Annotated in this window: 11 protein-coding genes; all 11 read right to left on the bottom strand. The window is 50.1% G+C overall.

Going from position 1 to position 18939, the window contains the following annotated elements; genetic code table 11:
* Positions 1 to 65 precede the first annotated feature (65 nt).
* Complete coding sequence (locus AB4114_RS15230) at positions 66 to 2354, bottom strand: glycosyl hydrolase family 95 catalytic domain-containing protein (protein WP_441989190.1); 2289 nt, start codon at positions 2352 to 2354, stop codon at positions 66 to 68.
* Between the two features lie 151 nt (positions 2355 to 2505).
* Positions 2506 to 3321 (bottom strand): nucleotidyltransferase domain-containing protein, encoded by an 816-nt coding sequence (locus AB4114_RS15225; protein ID WP_441989189.1) that lies wholly within the window; start codon positions 3319 to 3321, stop codon positions 2506 to 2508.
* Between the two features lie 160 nt (positions 3322 to 3481).
* Entirely contained in the window at positions 3482 to 5884 is a 2403-nt protein-coding gene (locus AB4114_RS15220; RefSeq protein WP_441989188.1) for a glycoside hydrolase family 95 protein, read from the bottom strand.
* 45 nt (positions 5885 to 5929) lie between these two features.
* Positions 5930 to 7978, bottom strand: a complete 2049-nt coding sequence (locus AB4114_RS15215; protein WP_441989187.1) for a beta-galactosidase — start codon at positions 7976 to 7978, stop codon at positions 5930 to 5932.
* Between the two features lie 176 nt (positions 7979 to 8154).
* Complete coding sequence (locus AB4114_RS15210; RefSeq protein ID WP_441989186.1) at positions 8155 to 9522, bottom strand: glycoside hydrolase family 140 protein; 1368 nt, start codon at positions 9520 to 9522, stop codon at positions 8155 to 8157.
* A 53-nt stretch (positions 9523 to 9575) separates the two neighbouring features.
* A complete protein-coding gene (locus AB4114_RS15205; protein ID WP_441989185.1) occupies positions 9576 to 10352 on the bottom strand; it encodes a response regulator transcription factor in 777 nt (258 codons plus the stop codon).
* Between the two features lie 228 nt (positions 10353 to 10580).
* Complete coding sequence (locus tag AB4114_RS15200) at positions 10581 to 14435, bottom strand: hypothetical protein (protein ID WP_441989184.1); 3855 nt, start codon at positions 14433 to 14435, stop codon at positions 10581 to 10583.
* 36 nt (positions 14436 to 14471) lie between these two features.
* Entirely contained in the window at positions 14472 to 15122 is a 651-nt protein-coding gene (locus AB4114_RS15195) for an SGNH/GDSL hydrolase family protein (RefSeq protein ID WP_441989183.1), read from the bottom strand.
* A gap of 149 nt (positions 15123 to 15271) precedes the next feature.
* Positions 15272 to 16831, bottom strand: coding sequence for an extracellular solute-binding protein (locus AB4114_RS15190; protein ID WP_441989182.1), 1560 nt, complete (start codon positions 16829 to 16831; stop codon positions 15272 to 15274).
* 119 nt (positions 16832 to 16950) lie between these two features.
* Entirely contained in the window at positions 16951 to 17832 is an 882-nt protein-coding gene (locus AB4114_RS15185; protein WP_441989181.1) for a carbohydrate ABC transporter permease, read from the bottom strand.
* 19 nt (positions 17833 to 17851) lie between these two features.
* Positions 17852 to 18844, bottom strand: coding sequence for an ABC transporter permease (locus tag AB4114_RS15180; RefSeq protein ID WP_441989180.1), 993 nt, complete (start codon positions 18842 to 18844; stop codon positions 17852 to 17854).
* Between the last annotated feature and the right edge of the window lie 95 nt (positions 18845 to 18939).

Genomic DNA, 18939 nt, shown 5'->3' with positions numbered 1-18939 from the left:
CAACAAAAAAGAGCTATCGTCACATGTATGGACTACATGGTGAGCAGCTCTTTTTCTATACGCATTTAAGGATGGATCGACACGATTTCATAGGCCATACCCGAAGTAGTGTTAAACACGACCACTTGATCGTCTATCAATACATCTTTCAAGGGTTCAACCCCAACTATACGAACTTCGTCACCGGTCCTAAGACGGCAAATACCTCCAAGCAGCGAACGTACCTCTGCACTTTCGAGTTTGCCGCTCCTCCACTTGATATCTACCTCAAAGCCGCCTCGTGCCCTCAGTCCCTTCACTTCTCCGTCAGACCATGCCACCGGCAATGCCGGCAGCAAGTGAAGCTCACCMGTATGACTTTGCAGCAGCATTTCCACGATCCCGGCAGTTCCCCCGAAGTTGCCGTCAATTTGAAACGGCGGGTGGTTATCCAGCAGGTTCGGCAGCGTCGATTTGCCTAACAGCGCCATGATGTTCTCGTAGGCTGCTTCGCCGTCTTCCAAACGAGCCCAGAAATTAATGATCCACGCTCGACTCCAACCGGTATGCCCGCCTCCGTTCGCAAGTCGGCGCTCCAGTGTTTTGCGCGCAGCCTCAGCCAGATCAGGTGTCCCTCTGACAGTCACTTGATTGCCAGGATGAAGGGCGAATAAATGAGAGATATGCCGATGCCCAGCCTTCTTCTCTTCGTAGTCCTCCAGCCATTCTTGAAGTTGACCGTAACGGCCGATTTTCGGTTCTGGAAGCCGGCTGCGGACATGTATCCATTCTTCCCGCACGGAATCTTCTGTTTCCAACAATTCGCTTGCCCGAATACAAGCTGAGAATAAAGCATGCAGAATTTGATTATCCATTGACGGTCCCATCGTGAGACAGCCTCTTTCCCCACTCGGCATCACGTAGGTATTTTCCGGGGAAGCAGATGGACAGGTCACCAGCTTGCCGTCCGGCGTTTCCATTAAGTAGTCGAGGAAGAATAACGCCGATTCTTTCATCGTTTCATAAGCGCGCTGCAAGAATTCGAGGTCGCCGCTAAATTCGAAATGCTCCCACAGGTGCAAACACAGCCATGCAGCTCCCATCGGCCAGTACGTTGCTGGGATATAGATATCCTGCGGAGCAGTATCTCCCCAAATATCCGTATTGTGATGTGCGACGAACCCTCTGCAGCCATACATGGTTTGCGCAGTTTTCCTTCCGCGCTCCCGCATTCGTTCAATAAGATCGAACAGCGGCTCGTGGCACTCCGACAAATTACACGTTTCTGCAGGCCAATAATTCATCTGTGCATTGATATTTATCGTATATTTGCTGTCCCATGGCGGCTCTATTTTATCATTCCATATCCCCTGCAAATTGGCGGGCAAGGAGCCCGGGCGGCTGCTGGAAATGAGCAAATACCGGCCATATTGAAAATAGAGCGGAATGATCCCGGAATCTTCGCCGCCTTCCCGAATTCGCTCCAACCTCTTGTCCGTTGGCAAATCTACAGCCTCTCCCACTCCGGATTGCAGCTTGAATGAAACTCGGTCATACAGACGTCCGAAGTCTTCTAGATGCTCAACTTTTAACTGTGCGTACGTTTTCCCTGATGCTTCCTCCACTTGTCTTACGCATTGCGCCTTCGGATCCTCATAACGAAATGAGGTCGCTGCCGCCAGGTAAAGTGTCACACTGTCAGCTTGATCAATAATCAAATGCTCGCCGATCACACGGACGACACCTCCATGAGCTTCCGCGTGCAGCACTGCACAAAATTCGGAGCCGCCCCCGCCGCAATTGCCGCGAATGGCAATTGCGTGATCGGACAGCTTGCCAATTTGTTCCGCATACTTGTTTTTCTCGCCCCGCATAAGACGCGCGGTCAAGGATAATGCGCCGGGCGTATCTGCTTCCAGCCGAATCGTCAATACCTGATCGACGTGACTGGACAGCATCTCGCGTTTATAACGAATACCGCCCGTCTGGTAGGTTACGGAGGCAATCCCCGTACTTAAGTCAAGTTCACGGTGGTACTCTTCAATCACTCCGGAGTGCCCTTCGAAGCCCAACGTCAAATCAGCAAGCGGCATATAATGACGCTGCCCCTCTGGGACGCCGGAAAGTGCCATCACCGCAAGCTGCTCGGCATCGCGAATTCGCCCTTCCGTAATCCATTGGCGAATTTGCGGAAGATGCGCAAGAGCATCCGGATTGTTGCGCTCCTTCGGTCCTCCATACCAGACCGAATCCTCGTTCAATTGAATCTTTTCCTTGGCAACCTTGCCAAAAACCATACCTCCGAGTCTGCCGTTCCCAATCGGCAGTGCTTCGTTCCACTCGGAAGCCGGCTGCTGAAACCAAATTTTATCCATAAATTCGGTCCACCTCCCGCAGTACTTCGTCATTCATGAAAAATTCTCCTCTCTAATGCGATTGTCTGGCAACCGAAACGAAGTTCAGGCCTAATGAATTACAGTTCAACAACTAAATTAATAACATCGCTAACAGGTAACCTAATATGTATTAACGATCACTGATGGGAGGCTCACCATCCAACCAATTCCATTCGTTGTTTACGATAAAGCGGCTGACAGATTCATGCGGTGTTATTCCCCAATCATGGAAGGAACGAATGCACCCGATGAATGCGCTTATCGTTCCCTTGTTCGGCATAGACAGCATCGCATCTTGCAGTACCATGTAAGATACTGGTTTGTCATGTACCTTTTCCAATGCACCCATCATTGATTTATGGCATGGGAAGAGTATACGGTTATAAGTAAGAATTAATCGTCCTGCAAATAACGCAACTTGACTAACAGCATGCGATAATAAATATGTGTTGTTCAATGCTAACGCTCGATTGGCAAAATATCCCCCATACAACTCCACTTGAGCAAAAAAGTCCTTGAAGTTTCTCTCCCGACTATCTTCAGGATATACGGGAATACGACTAACAAGCTCATCCAAGTTGGGTATTCGAGAAAAGGCGACAAAGGCTCCTTCAAATGAGGCACGAGTCGGCTCACTCCCCTTTTCTGCCGCCGCTTTCAAGAAATCATAATTGATTATTTTCCCGTCATAATAACCACCCTTGTAGTCACAACCCTCTTCTGCATAATAAAACAAATGATCACGCTGTTTTCGTTCCTGGAAAGTCTCATCCTTTACAACCAAATAACAATCAATATCTGAATCCTCGCGTGCGTTTCCTTTAGCGACAGAGCCAGCAATAATCACAGCCAAGTACTCGGAATCCTGCCCAATCCGATTCACTAGATAGTTAATTGCTTTCTTGTGATGTTCTCTGATTTCACTTTTCTGTCCATGCTCAGTCATTGAGAAACACATCCCCAAAAAAGATTTGTTATTCTCACTTTACATCATTTTTGTTGTCAGATTATGTGGTATTCATGACATATCTATAGGTGGAAAATGACAAAAGCTGAATGGTTCCCAAAAATACCCACAAAAGAATATCATGAATAGTTCATTAGGTCTACGAACTATTGGAACTAGTGTGTGAAACGTTAGCAGTGATCGTGTAGTTTCGGCCAGCTTCAGCCGTGAACGCGAACACGCCATCTTCTACCTGTTCCCAATCTGCGACTTCAATCGTAATCGGCACTGCTGTACGCACTTGGCAGCGTCCAGACTGTGAAGCTTGGATAACTGCCCTTTGCAGCTTTCCGTCCGCCCAGTCCAGATCAATCTCGTAACCGCCGCGAGCGCGAATGCCTCTTATCCGGCCGGAAGGCCATGCCTTCGGGAGTGCAGGCAGCAAATGCAGTTCGCCGGCATGGCTCTGCATGAGCAGTTCGGCGATGCCTGCCGAAGCAGCGAAGTTGGCTTCAATTGTGAGCGGATAGAAGGTAATTTTCGGATGACGGTGCGCATTGAATAGGTTCGGGAATGGATTGCCCAACAGCTTCGTCAAATACGAATGTGCCATCTCCGCATCCTCCAGACGCGCGTACATACTAATATTCCAGGAATAGCACCAGCCGATTGTATCCTCGCCTTCATACACACGGCGGCGATCTAGGCTGACACGGGCAGCTTTAGCCAGTTCTGGCGTACCGCGAACCGTAATCTGATTTCCCGGATGCAATGGGTACAAATGGGCGGTATGGCGATGTCCCGGTTCCGCTTCATCGAAATCGCGATACCATTCCTGCAATTGACCATGCTGACCGATACGAAGTGGCAGCAGCCGTTTCAGCGCATCCTGCAGCGATTGTCTGAACGCAGCATCTGTTTCCAATACATGTGCAGCCTCCATACAGTTCGTGAACAGCTCGCGCATAAGTGCTATATCCATCGTCGAGCTCATACTTACCGCAGCCTTTTGTCCATCGGGTGCAATGAAGGTATTCTCTGGTGACGTAGACGGCACCGAGACGAGATTACCTTCACCATCTTCCACCAAGTAGTCGAGGCAGAACAACGCTGCTTCCTTCATAATCGGATAAGCCTTGCCCTTTAGGAAGTTCTTATCTCCGCCGTAAGCATAATGCTCCCACAAATGTTGGCACAGCCATACGCCGCCAAGCGGCCAGAAAGCCCAGCTTGCCGAACCTTGAGAAGGACTCGTATTACGCCACAGATCAATGTTGTGGTGCGCAGCCCATCCCCGACAGTTATAATAAGCCTTTGCCATACGCGATCCGGCGATTCGCAGATCTTCCAGCAAATCGAATAGCGGTTCATGAAACTCCGCGAGATTGCAGACTTCAGCCAGCCAATAGTTCATCTGGGTATTAATATTCGTCGTATAGTTGCAAGACCATGGCGGCTTCGTCATGTTATTCCAAATGCCCTGCAGCGTTGTCGCCTGCGTTCCGGGACGCGAAGCGCTTATCATCAGGTAGCGGCCGAACTGGAAGAACAGTTCAGTAAGCCGCTCGTCCGCTTGACCAGCCAGTACCGCCGCAATCCGTTCGTCAGTTGGGATGTCATCGCGGCTTGGCGCTTCAAGCTCAAATGTCACGCGATCGAAGTAGGTAGAGATGTCCGCAATATGGCGTTCCCGCAGCTCGGCGTACCTCAACTTCGCCGCTTCGTTCAGCCATGCGTCGCAACGTGGCCGTGGATCCACCCCTTCGAGAGCGGGATCGTGGTCGAAGCCGTTAAAGCTGGTCGCAGCGGTAAGCAACAGCGTTACTGCATCTGCTCCCTTTACGACTAACCTTCCGCCATGCGTCTCGACATTTCCACCCTCAAGGATTGCCTGAAGATGAACCTGGAACTGGATGCCTTTATTTTCCTCGTAGACGACCGTATCTTCCGACTGTTCTTTCTCGTGGTCCAGCAGGCTTGGCGCTGCACCAGTCAGGATGATGCAATCGATTCCAAATTTCCCAACGCTGTAATTAAGCCGGCTGGTAAGCGCCGCCTCCAATCCGATTGCTCCCGGACGGTCGGCTTCGAACCGCACCGCCATCACCTGATCAACGGCTGACGCAAACACCTCTCTTTGTATGCTCACGCCACCTGACACATATTCGGTCCGGAACAGCCCGGTACGCAGATCAAGCTCCCGCCGATAATCTTCTACTGAGGAAGGATGGCTCATAACGATCTCCAGATCGCCCATGGCCTGGAACGCATTGCCCGCCGGCCCCAGCATATGCTCTTCAATAATCGCTTGGGCATCACTGTAGCGGCCTGCGAAAATGAGCCTACGGCTCTCCTCCAAATAACGCAACGGCTCCTCACGCTCTCCGTCTCGCTTCGTGCCTGACCACAGAGTATCCTCGTTGAGCGCAATCTGCTCTCGCTTGATACCGCCATAGACCATGCCGCCTAAGCGGCCGTTGCCAACCGGCAGCGCCTCGACCCAATCATCAGCCGGCTGACGGTACCACAATTTCATGCGATTGCCGCCTGTATTGTCTCTCATGGGTTAAACTCCCCTGTCATTGTGTATGATATAGCACTTCATCCCTTACGCATTAGCGGCTTCCAATATCTGGACATCTAGTGCGGCAAGCTGCAGCCTACCTTCATGAGAAGTGCCGCTTAACAAATCAACATAGGTGCCTGCACCTAGCTGAACCTCGGCCGCATCCTCGTTATGATTAAGCAAGAACAGGAATTCTTTTCCGTCTTTGACACGGACGGACGCCTCCACACCGAAAGGCGTAGCCAGCACTGGCTGAATGCCACGCGTTTCACACAAATGCCCAATCAGTCCGCTCAGCATAGATGACTCCGGCGAGGTCGCTACGTACCATGCTTCGCCTGATCCGCGTCGATTGCGAGTAAGAGCAGGGAATCCTTGGTAGAAGTCGCGCTCGAATACGGCAAACGACTCAGCTCCTTCCGCATGAACGACATCGCACAGCACGCCGCAATCGTACGAGCCTTCCAACTCGCCAAGTTGCGATGTCATGACGACGCGATTTCGCTGATGTTCCATCGGTGCGTCGATCTCCTCCACCCATATCCCGAGCAGCTCGCGAAGCTCCCCAGGGTAGCCGCCAGGCGTAACCAGATCGCTTTCGTTCACGATGCCGCTAAATGTTGTGGTAACGAGCGTACCGCCCTGCTCCACGAAATGCTCCAAACGTGCGGCATAGCCCGGATGGAGCAAATACATCACCGGAGCAACCACGATCTCATAATTAGCCAGATCCCTTTCCACGCTAATGAAATCAACCTGTAGATTCCGACTGTAGAAGGCGTCATAATACTTCTCTACTTCATGGACATAGCGTAGATCCACGGTAAGTCCGCTGGAATGCTCGATTGCCCACCAGTTATCCCAGTCGAACACGATCGCCGCCCGCGCATCAGAGCGCGCGCCAATCAACGTATCACCAAGCTGCTGAAGCTCGCTGCCAATCTGGGCGCATTCCCGGAATACCCGGGTGTTCTCATGGCCGGCATGATCGATCATAGCTCCATGGAACTTCTCGAATGCGCCGAGCGAGCGGCGCAGTTGGAAGTACATCACCGCATCCGCACCACGAGCGATGGCATGATGACTCCAAAGACGGTTTACGCCAGGACGCTTCACTGCATTGCGGGGGCGCCAGTTAAGCTGAGTCGGACACGATTCCATCAGCAAGAACGGATCTCCGCCTTTCAATCCTCGCATTAAATCGTAGCGCATCGCCATCTGGCTTGGAGTCATGTCGTCTCCTGGATACATATCGAGCGCAATAACATCCAGTTCCTTCGCCCACTTGAAATAATTTAGCGGCTTATAGGTGCCGTTACTTTGAAAGTTCGTAGTCACAGCCGCATCCGGATTTACTTCCTTGATGGCGTCCCGTTCAAGCTTGTAGCAGTCCAGAATGGCATCCGAATTGAAGCGATCATAGTCTAGCGAAATGCCTTGGAAGGCGGTATCATCCGCATTGCTCGAGCTTAGGTGCTCACTGAGTGCACTCGGCAGCACGATTTCGTTCCAATCATAAAACGTATGGCCCCAGAAACGTGTATACCAAGCGCGATTCAGCTCTTCGAGCGTGCCGTACCGGTCGCGCAGCCATACGCGAAACGCCTTCTCGCAGTTGTCGCAATAACATCTCAAACCGTATTCATTATTTACATGCCACAGCAGCAAGGCAGGATGATCCTTATAGCGCTCAGCAAGCTTACGTGCCATCCGTTCCGAATATAGTCTGAAAGTCGGGCTGTTCGGGCAAGAATTATGCCGGCGGCCGAACTTGCGCTTGCGGCCGTCATACTCGACTAACGTGACATCGGGATACCGCTTCGCCATCCATGCTGGGTGTGCCGCAGTCGATGTGCCAAGGCAAACCTTGATCCTCTGTGCATGAAGCTTATCCATCATCTCGTCCAGCCAGTCAAAGCGATACGTTTTCTCATCCGGCTGATTAAGCGCCCACGAGAAAACGTTAAGCGTGACAATATCAACGCCGGCGATCTGGAACAGCCGCATGTCCTCATCCCAAATTTCGGATGGCCATTGTTCCGGGTTATAGTCTCCTCCGTACATGATTTTCGGTAAGTTCTCTGTAATCATCAGCAATTCGTCCCCCTTGAGTTAATGCACAGACGTAAGCGCTGTCTTTTCTATTCATTGTAATCGCACGATGGCACCAATACAGCGTTCATTTTTAATGAAATTGCTTTAGATTAAGTACTGCCCCCTCAGCGAATGTGACACATTGGCTCCTACGGAGGGGGACTGTCATAAATTTAGCGTAAAAATGGGAGACCTGGTGCCGCAAATACTTGATCGACATCGTCAAGCACCAGCACCCAGTCGTTGCCTGGTGCGCTTATCGAAGGAGGAACGAACGCTTGCATTCCCTCGTTGTCCACCAGTCCAGCGGATTCACTTTCACCTGTTCGCGGATTGAACCACCAAACCGCGGCCCGCTTGCCAGAGAATTGACCAAGCCGCAGGGTGATCGTGCGGCCCGTATAGGTGTACGCCAGCAAATAGCTTTTGCCCAAGTTCACGAATAAACGATCGTATCGGTAACCCGGATCGCCGCAAATCGTCGTCTCGTCAGGCGTCCGCTCATGATAAGGCCTTGATAGGATCAGATGCTTCAAATGGACCATCTGCTTTGCGCCGTCATCATCCAACGCGTCGATCCAGCTCCGCGTGCAGCCGTATGCTCCGACGCCCCGCTCCTCTGTATGAAACTGCATGACCGCATTGTGTCCGTAGGTATGCCCGAATGCGCCTGCGAACACTGCCCAATAGGCATAACGCCTCACATCGTCCGCAGTCCATCTTGGAGCTTCCAAGAAATGCAAGCCATGTGGAATATCCTCGTAAGACGGCTCGGCATCTATCGTCGGCTTCGCTGGAACTTTTGCCCAATCCATTTGCACAAATCGCCAGTTGTCTTCGCCCACTAACGTGTCGGGTTTGTCCTCCTCCATCTGGTCATAGCTACGATGCCCCGACTGAAACATATTGAAGTCGAGCCAATCCTCGTTATGGAACCACGTCGAGGACTGTGTCCGTCCATACGGATGAAACGTCATCAGGTGATTTGGGGCAGCCTTCCGTATCGCACGGCCCATATTGAGCCATGCATCCATATGATCGCTACCACGGATGTCGCCTCCATTTAGCCAGATCACGTTAGAACGATCCTTGTAGCGATTGCCGACCCATTCGCCGTAACGCTCCGCAGTCCCGGCATTGATTGAATAATGTTCTACAACGCTGCCCCATACGGGGACAAGAGCGACATACAGCCCTTCACGCTCTGCCATTCCGATCACCTCATCAGCATATGACCAATAACTTGTAAACTCTGCTGATCGTTCCGCATCGGGCTGGTCCAAATCGAGATCTCGGAACGGCACTCTCCCGTAAGCGTTCTCGGAATTTAAATCATGCACAAGCATGATCTGAATGACGTTGTAGCCCTTGTTTTTCCGGTCACGCAGATAAGTCAGCGCCTGCTCCCTCGTCGTCCGTTTTAAGATTAGCCATGCCGTATCTCCCAACCAAAAAAACGGAGTTCCGTCAGCATGTTGCAAATACCGTCCGTTTTCCGAAACAATGAGTCTCCCGTTATCCCAAGGTCTATGATTATTCATTTAATTACCTCCTATTTCTACTTCAAAATGCAATGGGCGAACATTTTGAATGACTAATGCATTTTATAGTGCTGCCGATATTCGCTCGGTGTGAGACCGCAATATTTTTTGAAAACGCTGAAGAAGTGTCGGACGCTCTCATAACCAACTTGCTCGGATATACGGTGTAAGGAATCCATCGAATCGCCAAGCATCAGTAACTTCGCCTTCTTAATGCGGTAAAGATGCAAATAATTAATCAGCGTCAGCCCAGTCTCTTTACGAAAGAGCGAGCTAATATAATTGGGGTGTAAGTATACATGCTCGGCAATTTGATCGAGTGAAATATTTTCCCTATAATGCGTCTCGATATGCCGGATAATTTTTTTGACATTTTTGGACATTTGATCGTAGTCGATCCCTGGGACGGTTTCATCCCAATTTAATGAGGCTTGAGATGAAACCTCATCCTCACTTTCCAGCAACTCAAGCGACAGATTCGTCATTACGTCGTAAAGCTCTGCCTTATTAATCGGCTTTAAGAGATAATCAATCACTTTACAGCGTATGGCTTGGTGCAGATAGGTAGGATCATCGTATCCGGTCAAAATTATGAAGTGATCGCATAGGCCTCGCTCACGCACTTTTCGTATCAGTTCTAGTCCATTCATCTCCGGCATCTGAATATCCGTAATAAGCAAATCGGGACGGAAGTTCTTCAGCTTTTCAAGTGCATCAAATCCATCATACGCACTGACGATCTGCGAGCATGGTGTCTGCCCTTTCTCAATGATATTAATCAGCCCCTTTAACATAAAGGGTTCGTCATCTACGATCATCAAGTTAAGCATGTTATCCCTCCTTGTACTTGAGCTTTAGTGTGAACATTGTGCTTCGCTAATACATTTATTATATAACCGCGATATCCAATAATGGAATTTTATTCAATCGATTTCATGTGCTAGCATCTTATTTTATATGTAATCAATATCATTTAAGCGTCTAAATTCGCGCCGACGGCCTTTAGGGTAAGAGCAATCCACCTTGCGGGACTTAGTCACCTAAAGATGTGCATATTGTTATTTAATGGCATACAGGCTAACGGGACCATACAGGCCGCCGGCTGCAAAAGCCGTTTCCCAATGCTCAGGCATTGTATCCGTCTGCCAGTAAGACACCTTCGGATTCGTGGATCCACCGACATTGCTTGACGGGCGGCCGATTTCATAATGGGTTCCCAACGTGTTCGTCACCCGAATACGCAGATGATGCGTTCCCGGACCGACATCAAGCTTGAATCGATATGGACTCCATGCGCGTACGCCAAGCGGGCTGCCATTCAGCCATACCTCAGCCGTACCGCGAACATGACCCAACTCAAGTACCGCGCCATTGTCTTCTTTCCATTCGACCATCGATTCATACTCAACTACGCCGCTATGATGCGGCAGGCACAGCACGGATCTCCAATCGCCGAGTTTTCCTTCGACCGGCGCGACCTCGAACCGAATCGGCGCGAGTAACACATCCGTCTCAGTACTCAAATCACTCGGCACGATGCGAAGCGCAGCCATTGTTCCTGCCGACTGCGTTTCGAACCGAGCTTGGCCATCACGCATTACCTTCCGCTCTCCGTCTATCCAACATTCACACTCACCAGCGCAGATGACCTGAAGCGCTGTGGCACCAGCCGGGAGTGGGAAGCGCAGCCAAATTGGTTTTCCCGTCTGAGCTGGTTCTCGCACGAATGGCAGTGGCTGAGACGTCGGCTTGGCATCCGGCATCAGCCAGCCGATATTCGGCAGCGGATGTGTGCGGCCGGGAAGCCACATTGTCTCCGTTTCTGCAAACTGAAGCACTGCTTCATGCAGTACCTCTGAGTGCAGTCCCTGTTCATTCAACCACGATGTGCCGGTGCAGAACAATTGATTGCTTCCATCTACCCGCTCGATCACGCCGTCGACCATTGCCACACCTTCACCCTCTGGCATGACAAGCTCTATGGTATTATCGCCGCCGCGCCAATACTGCGTCAGATCAATTTCTTCTTGACCTTGCCGGATATACGGATTGAAATCGCCATGCTCGGTCATAAGCTTGCCGTTCACATAGAGCACAACGCGCTCCTTCGCACAGAAGATGACGCGTACGCGACTGACACCACTGTTGTCCTGCTCGAAAATCGTGTACGACAACCGAGTTTTCGGATTAGGGTTAGGAGAATAAATCCACTTCGGCAGCGGCTCCTGCTCTTCCGCACACAAGGTAACCCCTGTGCGGATCAGCCCATTGGCTAGCGCCTCCGCACATAACAGCAACGAATTGGCTCCGTACTTCAGGTACACGGCAGATCGCTGCTCCTCAGGACCTCCGCTGCATGCGATCCTTTCTCCATTCACCCATAGCATGATTGCCGCATTGCTCTCCGTGCGCAGCCAGTATGTCCCGGCCTTCGGCGCTACTACATGCGTCCTCGCCCATACCTTATCGCCTAAATCCGCCATTCCCAAATTCAAGAATTTACGGGGAACCCGGCCCATACGGCCCGCCCATGTCCGGAATGACAGATCCCCCAGCGTATTACTGTAGACGACCGGCCAAATGCTGCCTGCATCAAAGCTCTGTTCCCGAGATGCTTCCCAGTAAGCCGCCTCGCTCCACAGCCGTTTCATCCAGACCGAATCGTCAAGGATGCTCACAAGCCAGTTAGCTGCCATGCCGTCCGATTCGCTCTCCTCACGTGCGACAAGCAGCTCGCGGCGCTCGATCGGTGCAAAAGCCGTTTGACCGCCATGTAAATCGAAATCCCCATAGCGATTATCAAGCGTGGGCACTGCCAATACCTGCCAGTCGTGCAGCTCTGTTACCGGGTCCTGTTCTGCAGGAAGCGCGGGTACTTCCGCTGGTAGCACCTGGCTGTCCGATGGGCGAGTGGAATGGCCGAACACTTCAGCCTCCGTTTGATCCCATGGGCATACGACGAATGCCGCTGGCCAGCTGTCGAATACCACTTCCAGTTCAACCCATTCACCGTCCCTGTTATATGAAAGCGGGGACACCTGCCCACTCACCGGATCCCACAGCTGCGGATAGCCTACAGTGCGTAGACGATAGCGTGCGCTCCGCGGAGGCCGCGCCCATTCACCCGACGGTTCGTGCATCGGCAGCAGCTCCCCCGCTTCCGGCAGCAATAGGAATATATCAGCGTCTTCTGTCCTGCGCATCAACGGCATATTCGGCCCATTGGTGCGACCCAGTGACTTCGATTCAAGTATTTCTAACGCGTCTTGGGCGGAGCTGACATAGATAGCACCCTCCAGCACCGGATCATCCTCTCCGCACTGTACAGCAATTACCAGTCCACCGGTTTCAATCCATGCTTTCACGTTCGCTAAGGCAGCATCATCCATAATTGTGGTGCCGCACAGTATTAGCGCAGAGAATGATTCGTCGCCAATTCGAAGCTTGCCGTCTGACATCTTCGCAATCTCCAAAGCAGAATCGTCCGTCACATCAAAATCCATGCATGCGGAGCGAAGCGCACCTGGTTCATTACGCTCCTTGCGATTCCAACGGCCCGTCAGAGATTGGTAAACCGCTTGAACATGCTCGAGTCGCTTATTCGGCATCAAGTTGGCGACAACCATCGGATGCTGGAGCGGCCCTCCGTCTGAAAGCGACATCCAACCGCATGCTGCGTGCGAAGGATAATGTACCGCGACATCGGCGACATGCGTTCCTTGCGTTAACAGCCAGCATGCGCGGCTGACCGTATCGACCAACACGCCGTAATGCTCATAATACGGCTGACGCCATCCCGTGTCGGGCGGCGCCCACTCCCACCATCCGCCACGCGTACTGTAATAGACAGAGTGAGGACTGTAAAGCGTCACGCCAGACTGCAGCCAAGGCACCAGCCAGTGCAACGTCTCCTCCATCGTTCCGCCCCAGCCGCTCGTATGGAAAGACTCCAGAAACACCCGTTTGCCCCCGTGCAAATGAACCATCGAAGCATGTGGCTTGATCTCGCCATCCATATCGCTGCCAGCTGCATTGTACCAGCGATGGGTGCGCATGTAATCCAGATACAGCCGTTGCGCACCATGCAGATCGGCGCGACGCGCAGGTCCAGCCTGATCGCAGCACTGCAGCATATTATGGCGATTGTGCCACTCATGTTGCAGCTTGAACACAGCTTCCTCCGCCAGCTCTGTCGCCAGCTCGTAGACGCGCCTGCGGATGAACGAAGCTCCCTCCACATCCTCGAACAGGGCCGGTAATGCTGCAATCAAGTCCTCTCCATACCGTTCGGCATACAGATTGGGAAGGCTATCCGTCCATAACGGCATCGATGGAAGCTCATCCTGAAAGCTGCCGCCAATCGTCCGGCCTAGCTCACTCGGAAAACGCCGCTCGAACTCGCCGTAAATCCGATCATACAACTGCTCTGTCGCGCTCTTGTCGAGCCAGTTAAATCCTTGCCGAACAGTTATGTAACGATAGCCGCCGCTCTCAGTTAGCAGCTCTACGCCCTCAGAAAGCTCCTCGCCAAGTGCAAGTCTGCGAAGCTGGTAACCGGCTAATTCCGGCTGCTCCGCGACAAGGTGGGCTGGGAAGTTCGATCCTGAGAAGCCGATTTGGTCGTAGAAGAAAATACGCATACCCAGCCTCTGCGCTTCCCGCACAGCCACTTCGAACATAGACCACCAGCGCTCGCTAAAGTATGGCGGATCGTCGGCAACGCTTCCGTATTGTGGACCCGTCGGCGCAATATTAATGATGCCAATATTGCGCAAGCCTCCACTGCGGAATTTCTGTAATTGCCATCGAATGCGTTCCGCTGTTACTTCCTCCGCACTCCACCACCAAAAAGGCACTGGACCGAAGTCCGGATCGGGTGAAGCAAACCTCTCGCGCAGATTCTTGTAATTCATGTAAAGATCCTCCTGAGATTCGGATATGAACATCCATTAAATTAAACCCTTTTGTTGAACCACAGATAACCATTGATTGGCCAAAAGCTGGTGTCCAGCGGAAGTCGGATGTACGCCGTCCCAAATCCAGTATGAAGCGTCAGCTCTGGAACAGGCTTCTTCGAAAGCCTTCTGGAGTGGAACGAATACAGCTTCGAATTCTTCGGCCAGGTCACGTACGGTTTGTTGGTATCCCTGCATCGTCTTCTTCCAGATGTCCCATCTTTCTGAAGTTGCTCCGGTTCTCAGGATGAACGGTTCGCACAAGACAAGCTTGGTATCCGGAAGAAATTCCCGGGTCTCTTTCATAAGTATATGGTACGTCCGCTCGAAACAGGCGGTGGTACCAATGGGTTCTCCGTTTATAGAGCTCCAAACGTCGTTTACTCCGATTAGGAGGCTGAGCAGGGTGGGCTTAATGCTGATGCAATCTTCGTTCCAGCGGGCATACAAATCAGAGACCCGATTGCCACTGACTCCACGGTTGACGAACTCAATAGGTTGTTCTGCAATATCGAAGCCCAACTTGGATCCGATAATAAAAGCATAGCCATGTCCCAGAATATGATTAGGATCGGTTGTCCTCCCTCGGTTCCCGTCCGTAATGGAATCCCCTTGAAATAACACAACTTTTTTACTAGTTGTCATAGTAATCTCTCCTAATAAATATGATCTTTTCCAAACCCCCTTGGATACCTAACAAACAGAATATGAATGACTCAATGGCCGAAATGCGCTTAAGCATTTCGGCCATATCGGCAATCTTCCAATTTTGTTACTGTTACCTCAAGATACGATTAAAAGTTTTTCTGATATTCTTTGTACTTCGCTGTAGCCCACGTTTCTAGCTTCGTTAGTCCAAGACTTTCAGCTTTCTTCAGCATTGTTTCGTATTGCGCTTTTGCTTCTGCTTCGGAAGCCGCCAAATAAATTTTCAATTCTTCGGTCGTGACCATGTTTGTGATTTGAGCTTCAATCACTTGCTCTTCTGTATCCGGTTCTGTAGCAACCAGACCCAGTGCCGGGTTAAATTTAAGCGCGGCTCTGGTGGCAAGACCCCAATTCGTCATTTGAGAACCCGGGGTATAACGTTGTAGCGCTTCGTTAACGCCGCTGCTGCCAATCAATCCCCACCAAACGACGCCCATTTTCTTTTGGATTTCAGCGTTGTTGAAATCATATTTCATAACCGGATATTTCTCTGCTTCGTTCCATTCCCAATCTTCGCCCTTAATACCGTAAAGTCCGAGTTTTTGTCCTTCTTCACTGTACATGTACTGCAGGAATTTAATTGCAGCTTCTGGATTTTTGTTCTTTTTCGTTATGTACATACCTGCCCAGCCGGATCCACCCATCGGAATACCCGCTTGGTCGCTAAGCAGCTTCGTCACTTGCGTCATTTTGAATGCTGCGCCAAGTTTCTCTAATTGAGGGTTAGTCATATCTGCATTTCCTCCGCCATGGGCAAAGGCTTTACCATTCAATACCAATTGATCATCTTGCTGAGCGTCCTTAAATGTGAAGTTCTCAGAAGTCATATATCCATTACGGTACAGATTGTTCATGTACAGGTAGTAATTCAAATAGTTTTTATCTTTCAGGTAGTATTTCGCAGCGCCGTCTATGTCCACGAATCCTTTGCCCTTTTTCAACCCGAAGTTGATGCGTAGATTTTGACCGATTTGATCTTTATCCCACACGAGTGGCACCATATCCGGATACTGTGCTTTCACTTTTCCCAGAACCGAGGTAAGATCATCCAAGTTATTTAGCGCTGGGTTTCCAATCTTATCCATAATGTCTTGCCGGAAAGTCATACCGTTCGCACCTGGTATTGCTTTCGGATTATCTTTCCATTCTTGCTCCGTGGAGAATGCATTGCGTATCGTATAGAAGTTGCCGTCAGGCATCGTGTTGACACCAATACGTTCTTTGCTAATCTTGAAATCCGGCGCATACTTCTTGATTAAGTCACCCAATGGATAGGATACATTACTGACGGCCATACGCGTCAGATCAGTCGCCGTATACACCAAATCAGGCAAATCGCCTGAAGCGATCAGAAGCGGCAGCTGCTTATCATCCGTAGCAACCTGGACGTTCAGCTTAACACCGGTTTTCTTTGTAATTTCTTCCGGTATCTTACCGCTCCAGTCCTTAAGCGACCACCATGGCATATTGACGAATACATTAAGCTCTACAATTTTTTGTTCTGCAACTTGTTTAGTAGCTTCTGGTTTAGTGGCATCTGGTTTGGTACTCTCTTTGCTAGCATCACTATTGTTGCTGGTACAGGCTGTTAGCAACAGCATCCCAGCAAGCGCTATCAACCAACTCGATTTAAAAACCTTATTCATTGAAATTGCCTCCTTTTTATCTTCCCCATAGTTTAGCTGTGAAACGGAATAAAACCTTTGTCTCTGCGGTTTTAATCCGCGATCCACAACGTCATACACCAGAATCAACCTACTGCTGCTTACCCCTTTACGGAACCTATCATAATTCCTTGTACAAAATATTTTTGCAAAAATGGATACACGAGAAGGATCGGTATAACCGCGATTACCATTGCTGTAACCTGTATCGAGAAGGTTGTCACACCAGTAACGGCCGCAGCCCGTTCCGCAGAAGCCATATCAGTTGGAACCATACCTTGATTGATAACTTCCATCATTCGGTAGGTTAACGGCCGGAGCGAATCCTTGTTGACAAAATAAGCCGAATCCATCCATGAGTTCCATTGTCCTACGCCTATAAACAATCCCATTGCAGCAATTAGCGGCTTGGAGACCGGTATGATTATTTTTAAGAAAATGGTTAAATCTGAAGCCCCATCTATTCGCGCCGATTCCTCCATCTCCGCAGGTATCTCACGGAAGAACGAGACCGCAATAATGAGGAAGAAGATCGTCACTGCACCTGGAACAATATAAACCCAAAATGTATTGAGTAATCCTATGCTGCGCAGTACAACGTAATAGGGGATAAGTCCGCCCGACGTGTACATGGCAATGATAAAAAATGAAAAATAGAACTTTTGAAACACCAGTTTACGATACGCCAGTCCATACGCTGTCAAACACGTAAACAAGATCGTGACTCCCACTCCGACAACTGTCCTTAGCCCCGATACGCCAAAAGACTTTATCCACTTCGGATCGCTGAGAAACTTCTCATAATTGCTTAACGTAAATTCCCTTGGCCAAAAATAGATGCCTCCCAGCGAGGTGTCAAGCCCGTTATTGAATGAAATAATGATTAAATAATAAAAGGGGTACATCGTAACCAGCGCAATGATGACAAGTAAACTAATATTTACTGTATCAACGATGCGGTCTTCGATCGTTCTGCGATGCATATTTGACTCCTTTCCGCTGCTAGAACAAGCTGTTTTTGGTGACTTTTTTGGACAAGTAGTTGCTTCCGAATACAAGAATGATCGCGATAACCGACTGAAGCAAGTCGATTGCCGTCGCATAAGCATATCGTCCTTGAGCTAAGCCCATCTTGAACGCATAAGTTTGCAAGATCTCCGAGCGTTCATTATTGATCGCATTACCGAGCAAGTACGATTGCTCAAAGTTAGATCCAACAAGGCCTCCGCCAAGCATGCTTCCTACTGCCAGAATAAGTACGACTACTATCGTGCCCCGAATGCCAGGGAGTGTGATATGCCAGATGCGGCGCAGTCGACCGGCTCCATCCATCTCGGCCGCATCATACAGTGTAGGATCGAGACCGCTGATCGCTGCGAGGAAGATAATCGCCCACCAGCCTGCCTCTTTCCACATTGCCGTCGTGACGGCTAGTCCCCAGAAATATTCCGGACCGGACAGGAATGGAAGCGAATTCTCTACAATGCCTAATCCCTTCAATAAATCGTTTACAATTCCAGAATTGGTTGACAAGAAGACAACGAGCAACCCGGAAACAACGATCCACGAAATAAAATGAGGAAAGTAACTGACTGTCTGTGCGAAACGCTTAAAGAACTGAAGCCGAACTTCGTTAAACATAATGGCCAATATAATTGGCATCGGGAAGGTAAAAAACAACTTCAAAAGACTGATTGCCAGCGTATTCGTTACAATGAGTTCGAAATTGTAAGCGTGGACAAATTCCTTGAAATATTTGAGCCCAACCCAATCACTAGTAAAGATTCCTTGAATACCGCTCGAGATGGAATAATTTTTAAATGCCATCAAAATGCCGAACATCGGCAAGTAATTGAAGACGAAGACAATCAGCATTCCCGTTAAAACAAACAAATGAGCATATTTCTGTTTTACAATTTCACGCCAGATGGATCGTTTTACCGCAGGGAGCTGCCGTGTCCGTTGCGATGTGCTTATCTTCGTTAGCTGCTCCAAACTATCCTCACTCCTCCCTCTTCCCCCGACTCAAGCTGCCGCTTGGAGAATATGACTTTATTGTATAGTCGATAGAATGACATGAATAGTGTTGA

Origin of the sequence: Paenibacillus sp. 2RAB27 (assembly GCF_052115445.1) — a bacterium.
Classification (GTDB): domain Bacteria; phylum Bacillota; class Bacilli; order Paenibacillales; family NBRC-103111; genus Paenibacillus_E.
This window is presented reverse-complemented; position numbering and strand designations above follow the sequence as displayed.